This window comes from Rhizobium sp. C4, assembly GCF_021026315.1.
Lineage (GTDB): Bacteria > Pseudomonadota > Alphaproteobacteria > Rhizobiales > Rhizobiaceae > Ensifer_A.
This window is the reverse complement of record NZ_JAJNCX010000007.1, coordinates 43306-60162: the sequence shown is the minus strand read 5'-3', so window position 1 is coordinate 60162 and position 16857 is coordinate 43306. Positions and strand designations below refer to the sequence as shown.

At 61.0% G+C, this 16857-nt stretch carries 13 protein-coding genes; 2 read left to right on the top strand and 11 right to left on the bottom strand.

From position 1 onward, the window contains the following. Positions 1-3: 3 nt before the first annotated feature. Both LQK84_RS13680 and LQK84_RS13675 read left to right on the top strand, forming a co-directional pair. Complete coding sequence (locus LQK84_RS13680) at positions 4-480, top strand: hypothetical protein (protein ID WP_230829288.1); 477 nt, start codon at positions 4-6, stop codon at positions 478-480. Positions 481-512: 32 nt separating this feature from the next. Continuing rightward, positions 513-1280, top strand: coding sequence for a hypothetical protein (locus LQK84_RS13675; protein ID WP_230829287.1), 768 nt, complete (start codon positions 513-515; stop codon positions 1278-1280). 13 nt (positions 1281-1293) lie between these two features. Here the strand turns inward: LQK84_RS13675 and LQK84_RS13670 are convergent, their stop codons facing one another. The 11 genes from LQK84_RS13670 to LQK84_RS13620 form a co-directional block, all read right to left on the bottom strand. Then, positions 1294-1680 carry a DUF302 domain-containing protein gene (locus LQK84_RS13670; RefSeq protein WP_230829286.1) on the bottom strand — a complete coding sequence of 129 codons (387 nt, stop codon included), beginning with the start codon at positions 1678-1680 and terminating at the stop codon, positions 1294-1296. Positions 1681-1753: 73 nt separating this feature from the next. Then, positions 1754-2041 (bottom strand): HigA family addiction module antitoxin, encoded by a 288-nt coding sequence (locus LQK84_RS13665; RefSeq protein WP_230829285.1) that lies wholly within the window; start codon positions 2039-2041, stop codon positions 1754-1756. Positions 2042-2200: 159 nt separating this feature from the next. Then, complete coding sequence (locus tag LQK84_RS13660) at positions 2201-2725, bottom strand: hypothetical protein (protein WP_230829284.1); 525 nt, start codon at positions 2723-2725, stop codon at positions 2201-2203. A 198-nt stretch (positions 2726-2923) separates the two neighbouring features. Continuing rightward, the gene (locus tag LQK84_RS13655; RefSeq protein WP_230829283.1) at positions 2924-4552 is read right to left on the bottom strand and encodes an alpha-D-glucose phosphate-specific phosphoglucomutase; all 1629 of its coding nucleotides are present in this window, start codon (positions 4550-4552) and stop codon (positions 2924-2926) included. A gap of 3 nt (positions 4553-4555) precedes the next feature. Continuing rightward, positions 4556-5995, bottom strand: a complete 1440-nt coding sequence (glgA, locus tag LQK84_RS13650) for a glycogen synthase GlgA (RefSeq protein WP_230829282.1) — start codon at positions 5993-5995, stop codon at positions 4556-4558. Between the two features lie 3 nt (positions 5996-5998). Then, a complete protein-coding gene (gene glgC, locus LQK84_RS13645) occupies positions 5999-7264 on the bottom strand; it encodes a glucose-1-phosphate adenylyltransferase (protein WP_230829281.1) in 1266 nt (421 codons plus the stop codon). 25 nt (positions 7265-7289) lie between these two features. Further along, a complete protein-coding gene (glgB, locus tag LQK84_RS13640; RefSeq protein ID WP_230829280.1) occupies positions 7290-9500 on the bottom strand; it encodes a 1,4-alpha-glucan branching protein GlgB in 2211 nt (736 codons plus the stop codon). Further along, on the bottom strand, positions 9500-11956 hold the full coding sequence (locus LQK84_RS13635) for a glycogen/starch/alpha-glucan phosphorylase (RefSeq protein ID WP_230829279.1): 2457 nt from the start codon (positions 11954-11956) through the stop codon (positions 9500-9502). Before LQK84_RS13635 ends, glgB begins: the two co-directional genes overlap by 1 nt. A 173-nt stretch (positions 11957-12129) precedes the next feature. Next, positions 12130-13338, bottom strand: coding sequence for a vWA domain-containing protein (locus LQK84_RS13630; protein ID WP_269072062.1), 1209 nt, complete (start codon positions 13336-13338; stop codon positions 12130-12132). Positions 13339-13571: 233 nt separating this feature from the next. Beyond that, positions 13572-14447, bottom strand: coding sequence for a transglutaminase family protein (locus tag LQK84_RS13625; protein WP_230829277.1), 876 nt, complete (start codon positions 14445-14447; stop codon positions 13572-13574). An 8-nt stretch (positions 14448-14455) separates the two neighbouring features. Next, positions 14456-16819 (bottom strand): circularly permuted type 2 ATP-grasp protein, encoded by a 2364-nt coding sequence (locus tag LQK84_RS13620; RefSeq protein ID WP_330166412.1) that lies wholly within the window; start codon positions 16817-16819, stop codon positions 14456-14458. Between the last annotated feature and the right edge of the window lie 38 nt (positions 16820-16857).

Below are 16857 nucleotides of genomic sequence, written 5' to 3'. Positions count from 1 at the left end.
GCAATGATTTTCGCCTGTCAAACCATTCGCCGGATGCAGGGGACCCTTGTCCTGAGCGCCGCCCTCCTTTCCAGCATATTCTCCAGTGCTAACGCGCAGTCTTCGCTGGTAACGCCGCAATTGCCGACCATCGCCATCATTGGCGGAGCCGGAGGAATGGCGTCGGTTACCGACGACGACAGCCCGACGTCTGAAGACAGCGTGCGCCAGAGCAAGATCGCGCTGATCATGAAAAGGCTGAGCGGCCTGACGGAGACGAGAAAGGGAACCTGGTACCTGCCGAACTCCCTTCTGATCGACGATGAAAAACTCAACAGGTTCCTCAGGGACGACGATTATGCGGCTGCGACGCTCAAGCAGATCCTGATCGATACGTCCTACTGGCAATCGTCGCTGACTGCCGGGGGGTTCACCCTGGAGGGCGTGCTCCAATACGCATTCCCGATCACAATGTCGTCGTTGCCGGGCCTCGCCAGTTGATCCGGCCAGTGCAACCTGGCGAAGGAACACTCATGCAATATGATGAACGCGTCGAGCGCACATTCTTCCGGTCCGGCCGCACTATGCTCATGGCGCTCGCGATGGCGGTGCCTTTTATCGCCGGCTGCACCTTCGATCTTGGCGTCATGCCGCAGATTTCCCTCGCTCTCAGGAACGACGGCGGCGAGAGACAGCTTCTTGAAACTCTCCGCAGCAAAAGCCAGGACAGTCAGGATGCCTGGAACGAGCTTCTGGGCGAAAACCTTCTTTATGTTTCTGAAAACTACCGCACGGAACTGACGTCAAACAAGAATCTGTTCCTCGGCGCCGTTCTGGGCAGCTACTTCTACAATCACCCGGAATTGGGCTATGAGCAGCTCAACAAGCTCCAGCACAGCCTGAATTACTGCGGCCCGGCATGCAAGAGCGCGGGTTTGGAGAATAAGAACCCCATCGATCTCGATCCGGCTCAGTTCGAATACTATAAGAACTGGGGACGGCTGTGGCAGCAGTCCCTTCGATCAGGCCCGGAGGCCGCTGCGATCACCGAGCGTTACGAGCTCTTCAAGAAGCGGATCCAGCCCCATGGCCCCTTCCACTTCTCGGACATCCGCGACCTGATCAGGGATGACAGCGCGCTCACGACGTTTCTGACCGACGATGACGCCGCGCGCCAGTGGATGAGCGATCACTTGATCAGAACGAAAGACGGTACGAGCTATAGTGAGACGCTTCTCGACAGCGAGTTGCTGAAGTTCAACCCAGTAACCTTCACCAGCCTGCCAGGGCTGGCGAGCTGATCCTCGCGGGGCCTCAAAGCCCCGCAACCATATCCTTCAGCATCGTCTGCACATCGCCGGCAACGGCACCGAGCGCCGGATTGTCGATCGCCTGCATGGAGGCCGCCGGATCAACTGCCGCAACCTCAACCTTGCCATCGTCCATCTGACGAACGACGACATTGCAGGGCAGCATCGTGCCGATCAGCGCTTCGGCCTGCAGGGCCTTGTAGGCAAACCCCGGATTGCAGGCGCCGAGAATGGTATAGGGCGCCATCTCCTTGTCGAGCTTCGCCTTCATCGTCGCCTTGACGTCAATCGTCGTCAACACGCCAAAGCCCTTGGCCTTCAGCGCGTCCGTCACATGGGCAATCGCCGCGTCAAACGGCATATCCAGTGTCTTGGTGAATGCGTAGGTCATTTTAGGTGCTCCTGCACAATAAATATTATATTCAATATGTATTATGCAGGAATGAAATGTCAAGATTGAGGCGTCAGGCCTCCTCCGGCTCCAGACGCTTCACATTGGGCTGCGCATGCGCCCGCGCCACGGCAAGATCATAGGCGCTTTGCAGGGCCATCCAGAACCGCGCATTGCTGGCGCCGGCCATTTCAAGCCGGATGGCCAGATCCGCGCTGATCGCAGCACGCCCGTTCAGCACCCGCGAAAAGGCCACACGAGACATGCCCAGCCGATCTGCCGCCTCGGTCACGGAAAGACCCAGCGGCGCAATGACATCGTCCTTGAGAAGCAAGCCGGGATGCGGCGGAGTTTTCATCATGTGCCACCTCGTCCATATCAATGGCCCCGCTCAGTCCAAAGCGGTCCAAGATCTCCGTCATACCGGGCTTGACCCGGTATCCAGCCAGCCCGCGTCGGCGGCTGAAAAGACTCTACGACCGAGGAACCGCATCGTCAAAACTCGGAACATCCGGACACGTCATTCGCCATCATCGTTCTGGGCAAATGACAAAATTCTCTGAACCATGTCCTGTGCGTTACCGACCTCGACCCGCCGTTGATTGCCCCGCCCAACATCGTTTAGATTTATGATGCAATAATACCCCTCGAGATCCTTGCATATATAAAGATCGATCACGGGCGCACCATTCTTCTTATTCAATATTATATATCTTTCGCTGGCGTATTTATCAGCAGGAATCATATATATGTAGGAAGATATTGTCGGCGCTTTACGCAGGGTAAGCGGTATTTTTTCGAATTCACCATTAAGAAATATTTCATTTAATTTCCTAGATATCTCAATCTGAGAAATAAAATATTCGTTTTCAATTCGAAAACGATTATATGCAAACCAATTGACAATAATATCAATATAAATTCGGCCCTTTATAGAAACTCTCTTAAGGGTTACGTTATTTCCGTATTTATCGTAGAAAATTTTTTCCTGCTTTAGCGTCTTCACGTCTCTGAAAAATAGATCCCTTAAAAGCAACCACAGCATGAAGCAGCTCCACATCAAAACATCATGCTGAAACTACAATGCGTCCTCTTTGAGACCTATGCTTGTTCCCAAGTCGTCTTCCGCCTCGCAACGCAGCAAAACATATCAGCCCGCAAACACGGGCTGACTGGATGCCGGCTCAAGTCCGGTACGACATAGCTTGGGGCAATTCGCAGGCACGAAACGCCCATATCGGCATCAAGTGATAACCGTCGGTGCCTCACGACCCGTGCGCGTCTTGATCTCCGCGAAATGCTCGGCAGCCGCGATCAGGTCGGCAAGCGCCTCCTGCGTGTCGATGCCGTGGCGGGCCGCGTCCGGTTCGTAGCGCTCGACATAGACGCGGAGTGTCGCGCCTGCCGTGCCCGTGCCGGAGAGGCGGAAGACGACGCGGGAGCCGCCCTTGAAGAGGATGCGGATGCCCTGGTTCTTCGAGACAGAACCATCGACTGGATCGTGATAGGCAAAGTCGTCCGCCGCTTCCACTTCCAGCGCGCCGAAGGTCTGGCCGGGCAGCGTCGCGAGGCTGTCGCGCAGATGCGCCATAAGGCCGTTGGCGGCATCCGTGTCCACTTCTTCATAGTCGTGGCGCGAATAGTAGTTGCGGCCATATTCGGCCCAGTGCGCCTTGACGATCTCGGCGACACTCTGCTTGCGGGCGGCGAGAATGTTCAGCCAGAACAGCACGGCCCAGAGCCCGTCCTTCTCGCGCACATGGTCGGAGCCCGTGCCGAAGCTTTCCTCACCGCAGACGGTCGCCATGCCGGCGTCCAGCAGATTGCCGAAGAACTTCCAGCCCGTCGGCGTTTCATACATGCCGATGCCGAGCTTGGCCGCCACGCGGTCGGCCGCTGCACTGGTCGGCATGGAGCGCGCAATGCCGGCAATGCCCTTCTTGTAGCCGGGCGCGACGGTGGCATTGGCCGCGATGATCGCCAGACTGTCGGAGGGAGTGACGAACATGCCCTTGCCGACCACCATGTTGCGGTCGCCGTCACCATCGGAGGCGGCACCGAAATCCGGGCCTTCCGGGCTCATGACATCGTCATAGAGTTCCTTGGCGTGAACGAGGTTCGGGTCAGGATGATGCCCGCCGAAATCCGGCAGCGGCGTCGAGTTGCGCACGGACCCTGCCGGCGCACCAAGGCGCTTCTCGAGAATTTCCGTCGCATAAGGCCCGGTGACGGCGCCCATGGAATCGATGACAACGCGCGTGCCGCCGGCAATCAGCGCCCGGATCGCATCGAAATCGAACAGGCTTTCCATCAGCGCGGCATAGTCGGCCACCGGGTCGATCACCTCGACCGTCATGCCTTCCACCGTCTGCGTCCCGACCTTGTCCAGATCGATATCGGCGACATCGGCTATTCTGTAGGCATCGATCACCTTGGTGCGGGCATAGATCGCATCGGTGATCTTTTCCGGCGCCGGGCCGCCATTGCCGATATTGTACTTGATGCCGAAATCTTCGTTCGGACCGCCGGGATTGTGGCTGGCGGAAAGCACGATGCCGCCAAAGGCCTTGTATTTGCGGATGACATTGGAGGCCGCCGGCGTCGACAGAATCCCGCCCTGCCCGACCATCACCTTGCCGAAACCGTTGGCGGCAGCCATCTTGATGGCGATCTGGATGACCTCGCGGTTGAAGTAACGCCCATCCCCGCCGATCACCAGCGTCTGGCCGGCAAAGCCTTCCAGGCTGTCGAAGATCGACTGGATGAAGTTCTCGGCATAGTTCGGCTGCGCGAAGACGGGAACCTTCTTGCGGAGCCCCGACGTGCCGGGCTTCTGGCCTTCGAAGGGAGTGGTGGCGACGGTCTTGATCATCAATTAATTGCCTTTCGAAATGAGCCGGGTGTAGAGGGCGGCATAGGCCGCGGCGCTCTTGTCCCAGGAAACATCGGATTTCATGCCGTTTTTCTGCAGCTGGCGCCATGTATCAGGATCGCGCCAGACTTCAAAGACACGGGCGAGCGCCTGACGCAGCCCGTCGGCGGTGATGGTGGAGAACTGGAAGCCGGTGGCAACGCCGGCGGCAAGCGCCGCCTCGTTGGCGTCGATGACGGTATCGGCAAGCCCGCCGGTGCGGGCAACGACCGGCACGCAGCCATAGCGCAGCGCATAGAGCTGCGTCAGGCCACAGGGCTCGAAGCGCGACGGGATGAGGATGGCGTCCGACCCCGCCTGCATGACATGCGAAAGCGGCTCGTCATAGCCGATATGAACGCCGATCCGGCCCTTGTGATAATAGGAGGCCTGCACCAGCCCGCCCTCAAGCGCCCTGTCGCCGGACCCGAGGATGGCCAGCATGCCTCCATGGCCCACGATGTCGCCGGCCACTTCCGCCAGAAGGTCCATGCCCTTCTGCCAGGTCAGCCGGCTGATGACGCAGAAGATCGGCCCGTCGCCATCGAGCCCGAAATGCCGCATGACGGCCTCGCGGCTGGTCGCGCGCTTGGTCAGTTGCTTGGCCGAGAAGGGCGAGGCCAGCATCGGATCGGTGAGCGGGTTCCAGACGGCCGTGTCGATGCCGTTGACAATGCCGCTGACATGGCCGGCACGGGCACGGATCAGCCCTTCGAGCCCCATGCCGAATTCGCCCTGATGGATTTCCCGCGCATAGGTCGGGCTGACTGTGGTGATGGCATGCGCCATCTGCAGCCCACCCTTGAGGAAGCCGACATCGCCGTAATATTCGATGCCATCCATCGAATAGGCCTGCGGCGGCAGCGCCAGTTCCGGGAAGATCGCCGGCGAGAACTGTCCCTGGAAGGCGATGTTGTGCACGGTGATGACGGACGGCGTCTCCGGCGCGCGGCCGAAGCGCATGTAGACGGGCACAAGACCCGCCTGCCAGTCATGCGCATGGACGAGATCCGGCTTCCACGCCGGGATGAGCCCCGCCGCAATCTCCGCGGCCGCGAGTGAAAGCGCCGCAAAGCGCTTCCAGTTGTCGGGATGGTCCTTGCCGAGCGCGTCCGTGTAAGGCCCGCCATCGCGCTGGAAGAAGGCCGGGGCGTCGAGCACATAGAGCTCCAGCCCCTCATGCACGACGAAGAGAATGGTCGCCTTGACCCCGAAGAGCGATGGGATCGTCGCCACCTTCTTCGTCTTGCCGATCTTCTTCATCACCGCCGGATAACCGGGGATCAGCGAGCGCATCTCCACGCCATGGTGCCCCATGGCCAGCGGCAACGCGCCCGCCACGTCGGCGAGCCCGCCGGTCTTGATCAGCGGATAGATCTCGGAGGCGACCGACAGAACCTTCATGCGTTATAATCCCAATCTGTCGATCATGCCCTGCGTGACGAGGCAGATCCCGCTTTCTGTGCGGCGGAAGCGCTTGGCGTCGAGTTCAGGATCCTCGCCGACCACGAGCCCTTCCGGAATGATGACGCCACGGTCTACCACGACATTTGTGAGACGCGCATGACGGCTGACCACGACTTCCGGCAACACGACCGCCTGGTCGAGCTTGGAGAAGGAGTTGATGCGGCAGCCGGTCGAGAGCAGCGTCTTGTGGATCGACGCACCGGAAATGATGCAATTGCCGGCCACGAGCGAGGACACGGCCGAACCGCGACGGCCTTCAAGGTCATGCACGAACTTCGCCGGCGGCGTGATCTCGGAATAGGTCCAGATCGGCCAGCTGCTGTCATACATGTCGAGTTCCGGAACGATATCGGTCAGGTCGATATTCGCCTGCCAATAGGCGTCCACCGTCCCGACGTCGCGCCAGTAGGCATGCGCCTCGGTCTCGGAGCGCACGCAGGACTCGGCGAAGCGGTGTGCAACGGCTTTGCCGTGCTGCACGATGTAAGGAATGATGTCCTTGCCGAAGTCGCGGCTGGAATTCGGGTCGGCGGCATCCTTGCGCAGGATTTCCATCAGGAACTTCGTGTGGAAGACATAGATGCCCATCGAGGCGAGCGCCATCTCCGGGTTGCCGGGAATGCCCGGCGGATCGGCCGGCTTCTCGACGAAATCGATGATCACGTCCTTCTCGTCCACATGCATAACGCCGAAGCCAACCGCTTCCATGCGCGGCACTTCCAGGCAGCCGATCGTGACGTCGGCGCCACTGTCGACATGCTGCTGCAGCATCATCTCATAGTCCATCTTGTAGATATGGTCGCCCGCCAGGATGACCATGTATTCCGGACCATAGGGCTCGATGATGTCGGCGTTCTGATAGACGGCGTCTGCGGTTCCCTCATACCACTGCGTCTCGGACACGCGCTGCGAGGCCGGCAGAATGTCGAAGCTTTCGTTACGCTCGGGGCGGAAGAAGTTCCAGCCGCGCTGCAGGTGGCGGATCAGCGAATGCGCCTTGTACTGCGTCGCGACCCCGATGCGGCGGATACCGGAATTCATCGCATTCGACAGCGCGAAGTCGATGATGCGCGTCTTGCCGCCGAAATAGACGGCCGGCTTTGCGCGCATGTCCGTCAGTTCCTTCAGGCGGCTACCGCGCCCGCCGGCAAGCACATAGGCCATGGCATCGCGGGCAAGGGGTTGGGGTCTTCTTATCTTTGTCATGGCAGTCCTCCCGTTTCTTAAGCTGCTAAGCCAGTTCCAGCATGATGGTAGAAAGAGGCGGCAGAAGCAGACTTGCCGCCACCCGTCCCGACGCGGTCTTGCGGGCATGGCATTCACCGGCGTTCCCCTTGCCGCTGCCGCCATAGATCTCCGCATCGCTGTTGAAGATTTCGCGCCACAGCCCCGCTGCCGGCAATGGCACCTCGTAATTCTCGCGCATCACCGGCGTGAGGTTGGAAATCACCGCCACCGGCTTCTCGCCCGGCGCCTTGCGCAGCCACGCAAAGACCGAATTGTCGTTGTCATCGACGATCAGCCATTCGAAGCCCTCCGGCTCGCAATCGCGCCCGTGCAGTGCCGGCGTGTCGCGATAGAGCCGGTTGAGATCCCGGACTGCCAGCTGCACGCCGCCATGCTGCGGATATTGGGTGAGATGCCAGTCGAGCTCCTTGGCGTGGTTCCACTCCGCCCATTGGGCAAATTCCTGCCCCATGAAGAGCAGTTTCTTACCCGGATAGCCCCACATGAAGCCGTAATAGGCGCGCAGGTTGGCAAACTTCTGCCACTCGTCGCCGGCCATCTTGGCAATCAGCGAGCCCTTGCCATGCACCACTTCGTCGTGGCTGAGCGGCAGCACGAAGTTTTCCGAGAAGGCATAGACGAGACCGAAGGTCAGGTCGTTGTGGTGGAATTTCCGATGGATCGGCTCATGGGCGAAATACTTCAGCGTGTCATGCATGAAGCCCATGTTCCACTTGAAGCCGAAACCGAGGCCACCGGCATGCACCGGCTGCGACACTTTCGGCCAGGAGGTGGATTCCTCCGCAATGGTGACGATGCCGGGGTGGCTGCCGTAAACGGCCTTGTTCATCGCCTGGAGGAAGGCCACCGCCTCCAGGTTTTCGCGCCCGCCCTTCTCGTTGGGGATCCATTCGCCCTCTTTGCGCGAATAGTCGAGATAGAGCATCGAGGCGACCGCATCGACGCGCAACCCGTCGATATGGAACTTCTCCGCCCAGTAGAGCGCGTTGTTGACGAGGAAGGATGACACCTCGTTGCGGCCGAAATTGTAGATCGCGGTGTTCCAGTCGGGATGGAAGCCCTTGCGCGGATCGGCATGCTCATAGAGCGCCGTGCCGTCGAATTCGCGAAGGCCATGTGCGTCCATCGGGAAATGCGCCGGCACCCAGTCGAGCAACACGCAAAGCCCTGCCTTGTGCGCCCCGTTGATGAAGCGGGCAAAGCCTTCCGGCTCGCCGAAACGGGCCGTCGGCGCATAGAGCCCGGTCGTCTGGTAGCCCCAGGAGGGGTCGTAGGGAAATTCGCTGATGGGCAGGAATTCGATATGGGTGAAGCCCATGTCGACGCAATAGGGGATCAGGTGATCCGCCATCTCATCCCAGGAATAGAAGCGTCCATCCGGATGCTTGCGCCATGAGCCTGCATGCACCTCATAGATCGAGATCGGCTGGCGGCGGGCATCCACGGACGCCCAATGCGCCCGATGCGCCTCGTCTTCCCAGTCCTGGTGCAGCTCGGGCGTCGTCACGGAAGCGGTTTGCGGCCTCAGTTCCGAACGGCGCGCAAACGGATCGGCCTTCAGCGGAAGAACCGTGCCATCGGGTGCTACGATCTCGAACTTGTAGGCCTCGCCTGCCGGCACGTCCGGCACGAAGATTTCCCAGATGCCGGTGTCGCGGCGCAGCCGCATGACATGCATGCGCCCGTCCCAGTTGTTGAACGAGCCGACGACGGAAACGCGCCGCGCATTGGGCGCCCAGACGGCGAAATGGAAACCCGACACGCCCTCGAGCATCATCGGATGCGCGCCGAGCCTGTCGAACAGTCTTAAGTGCGAGCCTTCGCGGATATAGTAATCGTCCATCGGCCCAAGCACGGGCCCGAAACTGTAGGCATCGACCACCGTCCATTCGGACGACCCGCGGCGGGCGCGGTAAAGGATCGGTTGGCGATGCGGGATATCGACCTTGCCGGCAAAGAAGCCATCGCGGTCAAGGCGCTGAAGCTCGCCAATCAGCCTGCCGCCGATCGTCTCCGCCTCGACGGTCTCCGCCCCAGGTATGAAACAGCGGACCTGAAAGCCGCCATCAAACTCATGCAGCCCCATCACGGCAAACGGGTCAGTATGCAACCCGTCTATAATCGCCCTGATCTCCTCCGGGGCAGGCACCACCGGTTCGCTGGTTGCGTCCGGTGGTTCGGGTTGTTTCCCCATCAAGCTCTCCAGATTTCACGCGCATATTGCCTGATCGTACGATCAGACGAGAACCAGCCCATGCGGGCAGTGTTCAGGATCGTCTTGTTATACCATGTCGGCTGGTCGGCCCAAAGCGCGTCCACCTCGCGCTGTGCCTTGGCATAGGCGTCGAAATCGGCCGCCACCATGAACCAGTCGTGACTGTAGAGCCCGTCGACCAGATCCGCGAAGCGTCCCGTATCGCCCGGCGAGAAGACGCCAGAGGCAATCGCCGACAGCGCCTGCTGCAGTTCCTTCGAGCCTTCGATGATGGCGCGCGGATTGTAGGTATCTGCCCGAACCTTGGCGACCTCTTCCGCGGTCATGCCGAAGATCTTGATGTTGTCGGCACCGACATGGTCGCGCATCTCGACATTGGCGCCGTCGAGCGTGCCGATCGTCAGCGCGCCGTTCAGCGCAAACTTCATGTTGCCGGTGCCCGAGGCTTCCATGCCGGCGGTCGAGATCTGCTCCGACAGGTCGGCGGCCGGAATGATGACTTCCGCCAGCGAGACGTTGTAGTTCGGAATGAAGACGACCTTCAGCAGCCCGCGCACGGCAGGATCGTTATTGATGACTCGTGCGACGTCGTTGGCCAATTTGATGATCAGTTTCGCGTTGTGATAGCTGGGCGCTGCCTTGCCGGAGAAGATCTTAACGCGCGGAACCCAATCAAGTTCCGGATGGGAACGCATCTGATCGTAAAGCGAGATCGCCTCGATGATGTTCAGAAGCTGGCGCTTGTATTCGTGAATACGCTTGGTCTGGATGTCGAACATGGAGGACGGATCGATCCGCACACCCATGCGCTCGCGCACCAGCCTTGCAAGGCGCACCTTGTTCTCGCGCTTCACCGCGGCGAACTTCTCCTGGAACGAGCTGTCGGTCGCGAATTTCTCGAGATCCGTCAGCGCCTCGGTGTCGTCCATGAACTTGTCGCCGATCGCCTCGCGGATGAGCGAAAGCAGACCCGGATTGCACTGCATCAGCCAGCGGCGCGGCGTAATCCCGTTGGTCTTGTTGTTGATGCGGTCGGGATAGAGCCGGTGCAGGTCGGCAAACACCGTTTCCTTCATCAGTTCGGTGTGCAGCGCCGACACGCCGTTGATGGAATGCGAGCCGACAAAGGCGAGATTGCCCATGCGCACGCGCCGTTCGCCGCCCTCGTCGATCAGCGAGATCGAGCGGATCTGCTGGTCCGTATGCGTCTTCTGCCGGCGGGCCTCCATGAGGATCATGGCGTTGATCGCGTAGACGATCTGCATGTGGCGCGGCAGCAGGCGCTCGAACAGCGGCACCGGCCAGCTTTCCAGCGCTTCGGGAAGCAGCGTGTGGTTGGTGTAGGAGAAGGTCTCCTTGGCAATGCCCCAGGCCTGCTCGATGTCCAGCCCATGAACATCCATCAGAAGGCGGATAAGCTCTGCAACGGCGACAGCCGGATGGGTGTCGTTGAGCTGGATCGCCACGGCCTCCGGCAGCGAGGTGAAGTCCGGGAACTGCTGGAGGTGACGGCGCAGGATGTCCTGCAGCGAAGCGGAGGAGAAGAAGAATTCCTGGCGCAGGCGCAGTTCCTGCCCCGCCGGCGTCGCATCCGCCGGGTAGAGAACGCGGGCGAGACTTTCCGCCTTGTTGCTCTCGCGCAGCGCACCGATATGGTCGCCGGCATTGAAGGCGTCGAGCAGGATCGGGTCGATCGGCGCCGCAGTCCACAGACGCAGCGTGTTGACGCGCTGGCCGCGCCAGCCGGCAACCGGCGTGTCATAGGCCGTCGCGATCACCCGCTCGGCAGGCTTCCAGACATAGCGGATCGCTTCATCGCCGACATCGATGGTATCGACAGAGCCACCGAAGCCGATTTCATAGGAGCTTTCGCGGCGCTCGAACTCCCACGGATTGCCGTGCGCCAGCCAGTTTTCAGGCAGTTCCACCTGCCAGCCGTCCGACATCTGCTGGCGGAAGAGACCGTGCACATAGCGGATGCCGTAGCCATAGGCCGGCACGTCGACGGTGGCCATGGATTCCATGAAACAGGCGGCCAGTCGTCCAAGACCGCCATTGCCGAGCGCGGCGTCAGGCTCCAGTTCCGCAATCACGTCGATATCGACGCCGAGCGAGGCGAGCGCGATGCGCATCTCGTCCATGATGCCGATATTGGTCATCGTGTCGCGCATCAGCCGGCCGATGAGGAACTCCAGCGAGAGATAGTAGACGCGCTTGCGGCCTTCCGCATAGGTGCGCTTGGTACTGTCCATCCAGTTGTCGGTGACGCGGTCGCGGGCAACCAGGATGGCCGCCGTCAGCCAGTCATGCGGCTTGGCAACCTTGGGATCCTTGCCGATTCGATACTTCAGTCTTTCCAGAATTTCTGTCGCGAGTTGCTCCGGATCGGAGGTGCGCGGAGCGGGCGTGAGCGTTTCGGAAGACGGTGTATTCATTTGTGAAATCCAAGCCTGACCCAACATGAATTAATCGGTTTATGTCGGCAATTAATGCATTCTTCCCCGGCCGTTGCAACATCGTTTTTGCAATTGCGAAATTCCTTGCGCGCGCAGCAATACGGCCGGAAGGAAACTCCCGGCCGCAGAAAATTCGATTTCTTTTGAATGGTTTATTGCGTGAGCCGCGTGGTTGCGGAAACCGCCTTCTCGCCGATATACTTGAAGGCCGCGATCATGTCGCTGGCGTTCTCCGCCGCGAAGAAATGGTTCGCGTCCGTGGCGCAATAGCTCAAGAGCGCCTTGCCCGTATCCGGCGCCATGAAGGCGATCGAGTACACCTGCACGCCAGCCGATCTCGCGCTATCGCACCATTGCTTTGTCGCGGTATCGGCTGAGGCATAATTGTTCTCGCCGTCGGTCATGAAGACGATGAACTTGTCCGGCGTCTGGCCATTCTTCGACTGGTGCAGGCTGTTTTCCGTCGACGCGGTCAGCGCCTGATAGGCCTGCTTGAAGGCATTGCTCGAATCCGTCCCGCCCGAGGCGACCAGTGCATTCACATAGTTGGACACTGCGACCGTTCCCCAGCCGAGCGCCTGCGGCGTGTCCATCGCGGAATTGTAGGAGACGGCGCCGAGCCGGGCATAATACTGGTCGGGATCGGCGGTCGAAATCTGCTTCATCAGGGCTGCGGCCGCCTGTTTCAGCGCATCGATCTTGATCAGATAGGTGGTCTTCGTCCCCGTGCAGGTCTTTCGCCAGCCACAGGAATAGGTGTAGGTCGCCGTGCCCGTCGCGGTATCCGTATTATCCCCCATCGAGCCCGAGCGGTCGAGGACGAGATACATGGAGAGCGCCTTCTGCGAGGCCGTCATGCTCTTCGTCGAACCGGTGGCCTTCAGGTTCTGCACGCTGCTGCCATAGAAGGCGCCGAGCACCGTCAGCTTCTTCGGCAGGCAGGTCGAGACGGTGACGTCGAACACCTTCGTCGTCCCCACGCCCGTGCTCTGCGTGACATCGACGCTGGTGCAGCCGCCGATTTCGAAATTTCCATAAGGACCGCTGGGACCGGATTTCTGCTGGCTTTGCGCGATCACGCCGAGTTCCGGGTTCAGCTGGCCCTTCACGAAGTTCAGCGCCAGCTGCTTGGCCTGATCGATCGTCGCCGTCTCGTTGGCAAGTGCAGCCCCCGCTGCAATGGCCGCCGCGTCCGCCGCCGCCTGGACCCGAGCCCGCTCGGCCATCAGACCCGAAATGTCCATGGCGAGCTCGGCAGAGGCCATGCCCACCGGGATCAGGAATGCGGCAAGAACTGCGAAATTTCCACTCTTGTCTGCCCCAAGGTCAGACAGAAGCCTTTGACATTCGCGTAGAACCAAAACGAATACCCCCGCCCACGCATTGACTTCAGAGTACAACCTGAGATATCAATGCAAAACTGAACAAAAAGACGATCGCCCCAAGTCTTTTTATGCACGGCTATGGTCGAACGAAGATAAGTTAGCGGGAATATATTGTTTCGCGTTTAATTTTTACATGAAGACTTAAATCGAATTGTTCTCAATTTTTGCGCTGTCTCAACGACAGAGACACTCTACGCTAGAGACGTGTTTCAGACTGGCACAACGTCCACCGACTGGACATTGTTGTGGCCGCCATAGCTGCGCAAGACGCCGATAATGGGTGCCACATCGGAATAGTCGCGGCCATAGCCGACGACGATGTGATCCTGGCCCGCCGGGATGTTGTTTGTCGGGTCGAATTCCAGCCAGCCCGCGTCACGCCCGGCCCAGACACGCACCCAGGCATGCATCGCATCCGCCCCTTCCAGCCGCTCCTTGCCGGGCGGCGGGATGGTGCGCAGGTAGCCGCTGACATAGCCGGCGGGAATGCCGAGGCTTCTGAGCGCCGAGGTCATGATATGGGTGAAGTCCTGGCAGACCCCGGCCTTGAGCTCGAAGGCTTCCGCCGCCGACGTGTCCACGTCCGTGGCGTTGGGATCATACTGGAAGGTCTTGAAGATGTCGGCGCAGATTGCCCGGGCGATTTCGTCCACGGTCATGTCCGGCCGGTAGAAGCTGCGGGCATAGGCGGCAATCACCGGAATGTCCCTGAGCTTCGGGCTTTCGCCGATGAAATGATGCGGTGAATCCGGCCCGATCGAGGTGACGGCCTGCAGTTCGGCGGCGATCTCGTCGGCGCGGCAATAGAGCCCCAGCCCCGGCGCCTGCGTGTCGACCTGCACCCGCGCCTGCATGTTCACTTCCGAATGCGAATGCGCCGAGCGGAAATAGACCGAGGTCACCGCATTGCCGAAGAAATCGATGATATCGGCCCGCTCTTCCGGCGCCGGCAGGATCGATACGGTGCCCGCGATCAGCCGCTGCCGGCCGGGGATCGACATCGGCAGGACACGCACCATGTGCCGCGCGCCGGAGGCCGGCACGTCGTAGTCATAGGCGATCTTGAGCTTGACGTCGTAGAGCATGGAGACCGTCAATTCAGGTAGGTTTGCGCGAGGACGTCGGAGAGCTGTTCCATTTCGCGTTCCAGCTCCTTGTAGACCTCGGGCGTCATCGTGTCCGCCGTCATCAGCGCAATCGTCGAATGAAGCCGGAGCGCCTCGCGATAGAGCGGCGACATCTGGCCGTCGACATAGGCATTCGGCAGATGCTCGACTTCCGTCTTGATCTCGTTCAGCTGGTAGAAGATCGAACGCGGATTGAGCGGATCAAGCGCCAGCAGGTCGGTGACCGTGACGCGCGCGGTCGCCACATTGTAGCGGCGGCGATGCGTCATGACGCTGTCGCCGATTTCGAGCAGCATGTCATAGGTGCCGTCTGGCGCATCCTCGCCCGCCATGTGGCCGAGCAGACGCGTCATGTGCAGCCCGCGCTCCAGCATGCGGCCGATGGTCAGGAACCGCCAACCGGTGAAGCGATACATGTTTTCATGCACGAGACCGGCAAAGCCCGCGAGCTTGCGCAACAGGATCGTCGAGGCCCGCGTCGCATCGTCGCCCGGCTTGACCTTGCGGTTGAACTCGCGCGCCGTCTTGGCCAGATCGGCGAGCGCCAGCCAGCCATCCGGCGAGAACCGGTCGCGGATGCGGGATGCGCTGTAGAGCGCGCTTTCGATATTGGTGATCAGGCTGTTGGGGATCGCCGGATCGATCTCGATATCGAGGCTCTCGAGATAGTCGGTCACGTCGCCGAGCAGCGGCGTGCGCGCATCGGCCGCCTCGGCATAGCGGGCATGCCAGGCGCGAAGAATGCGGATCGTGCCTTCGGCGCGCTCGATATAGCGCCCCAGCCAGTAGAGATTGTCCGCCGCACGGCTCGGGAGACTGCCCGGCATGTTGCGGGTGAAGCTGGAATCCGGCGGCAGCAGCGTCGTCTTCTCGACCGGCTTTTCCGAGACGATCCAGACATCGGCCGCGTTGCCGCCGGCCTGCATGGCGATCGCCGCCGCATCCTCGCCGGACGAGATCCGCGCGAAGCCGCCGGGCATGATCTTCCAGCCGTCGAGCGTGCGGGCGGCAAAGACGCGCAGCGACATCGGCCGCGGCGCAAGCTTGCCGTCGTTCCAGACCGGCGTGGTCGAAAGCGTTACGGCCTCCTGCCCTGCGAGCTTCGCCCCCTCGGTGCGCAGCCAGCCGGCAATCGATTCCTTTGCCCGGTCGCGCAGCGAGGCACCAAGCACGGATTGTCCCTTGTCGTCGAAGAAGGGCAGCCGCGAATAGGCAGGACCAATGACCATGCGGTCGAGATGGGCGGCCACATGCGAACGCTCCGCATCCTGCCCGCACCACCATGTGGCAATCGACGGCAGCTTCAGGTCTTCGCCTAGCACTTCACGACAGATGCGCGGCAGGAAGGCGAGCAGCGCCCGCGTCTCCAGAATGCCCGATCCCAGCCCGTTGACCATCATCACCGAGCCGCTGCGCACGGCCTGCACGAGACCGGGCGTGCCGATATAGGAGTTCTGGTCCAGCTCCAGCGGATCGGTGAAGCTTGCGTCCACGCGCCGCCACAGCACGCCGACCGGCTTCAGGCCGGACACGGTGCTGACCATGACCTTGCCGTTGACGACGACGAGATCCTCGCCTTCCAGCAGCATGAAGCCGAGATAGCGGGCGAGATAGGCATGCTCGAAATAGGTTTCGTTGGCCGAGCCAGGCGACAGAACGGCCACGCGCTCCTCGCGGCTCTGCCGCTTGTTGAGCAGCGTGTCGCGGAACGTGCCGAAGAAGGAGGCCAGCCGATGCACATGCATTTCGGCATAGAGATCGGAGAAGGCGCGCGCGGTTGCCACGCGGTTTTCAAGCGCAAAGCCCGCACCCGACGGAGCCTGCGTGCGATCGGCCAGAACCCACCAGTTGCCGTCCGGCCCGCGCCCGATCTCGAAGGAGCAGAAATGCAGGTGATGGCCGCCCGAGGGCTGAAGCCCGACGACCGGCCGCAGGAATTCCGGGTTCGCCGCGACCAGCGGCGGCGGCAGCAGGCCGTCGCGCACCAGCCGGCAATCGCCATAGATATCCGCGACGATATGCTCCAGAAGCTCGGCGCGCTGCACCAGCCCTTCCGAAATCTTCGCCCATTCGGCGTCGGCAATCATCACCGGGATATGCGAGAGCGGCCAGTCGCGCTCCGATGTTCCCGGCCCGCCATAGGCCCGGTAGAACACGCCCGCGTCACTCAGATAACGGTCGGCGGTGGCGAAACGGTCGGCGATCGACTGTTCGTCCTGGCGGCCGAGATAGCCAAGCAGATGCTGCCAGACTGGACGCACCTTGCCCTGCGGATCGATCATCTCGTCGGCAATGCCAGGCAACGGCCGATAGCCGAGCAGGGCGTCCACCCTGCCCCCCGCCGTCGGTCTCTTGTCTGCCGCAGTCC

Coding starts and splice junctions, on each gene's coding strand:
- LQK84_RS13680 (WP_230829288.1), top strand. CDS start 4: ATGATTTTCGCCTGTCAAACCATTCGCCGGATGCAGGGGACCCTTGTC.
- LQK84_RS13675 (WP_230829287.1), top strand. CDS start 513: ATGCAATATGATGAACGCGTCGAGCGCACATTCTTCCGGTCCGGCCGC.
- LQK84_RS13670 (WP_230829286.1), bottom strand. CDS start 1,680: ATGACCTACGCATTCACCAAGACACTGGATATGCCGTTTGACGCGGCG.
- LQK84_RS13665 (WP_230829285.1), bottom strand. CDS start 2,041: ATGATGAAAACTCCGCCGCATCCCGGCTTGCTTCTCAAGGACGATGTC.
- LQK84_RS13660 (WP_230829284.1), bottom strand. CDS start 2,725: ATGCTGTGGTTGCTTTTAAGGGATCTATTTTTCAGAGACGTGAAGACG.
- LQK84_RS13655 (WP_230829283.1), bottom strand. CDS start 4,552: ATGATCAAGACCGTCGCCACCACTCCCTTCGAAGGCCAGAAGCCCGGC.
- glgA (WP_230829282.1), bottom strand. CDS start 5,995: ATGAAGGTTCTGTCGGTCGCCTCCGAGATCTATCCGCTGATCAAGACC.
- glgC (WP_230829281.1), bottom strand. CDS start 7,264: ATGACAAAGATAAGAAGACCCCAACCCCTTGCCCGCGATGCCATGGCC.
- glgB (WP_230829280.1), bottom strand. CDS start 9,500: ATGGGGAAACAACCCGAACCACCGGACGCAACCAGCGAACCGGTGGTG.
- LQK84_RS13635 (WP_230829279.1), bottom strand. CDS start 11,956: ATGAATACACCGTCTTCCGAAACGCTCACGCCCGCTCCGCGCACCTCC.
- LQK84_RS13625 (WP_230829277.1), bottom strand. CDS start 14,447: ATGCTCTACGACGTCAAGCTCAAGATCGCCTATGACTACGACGTGCCG.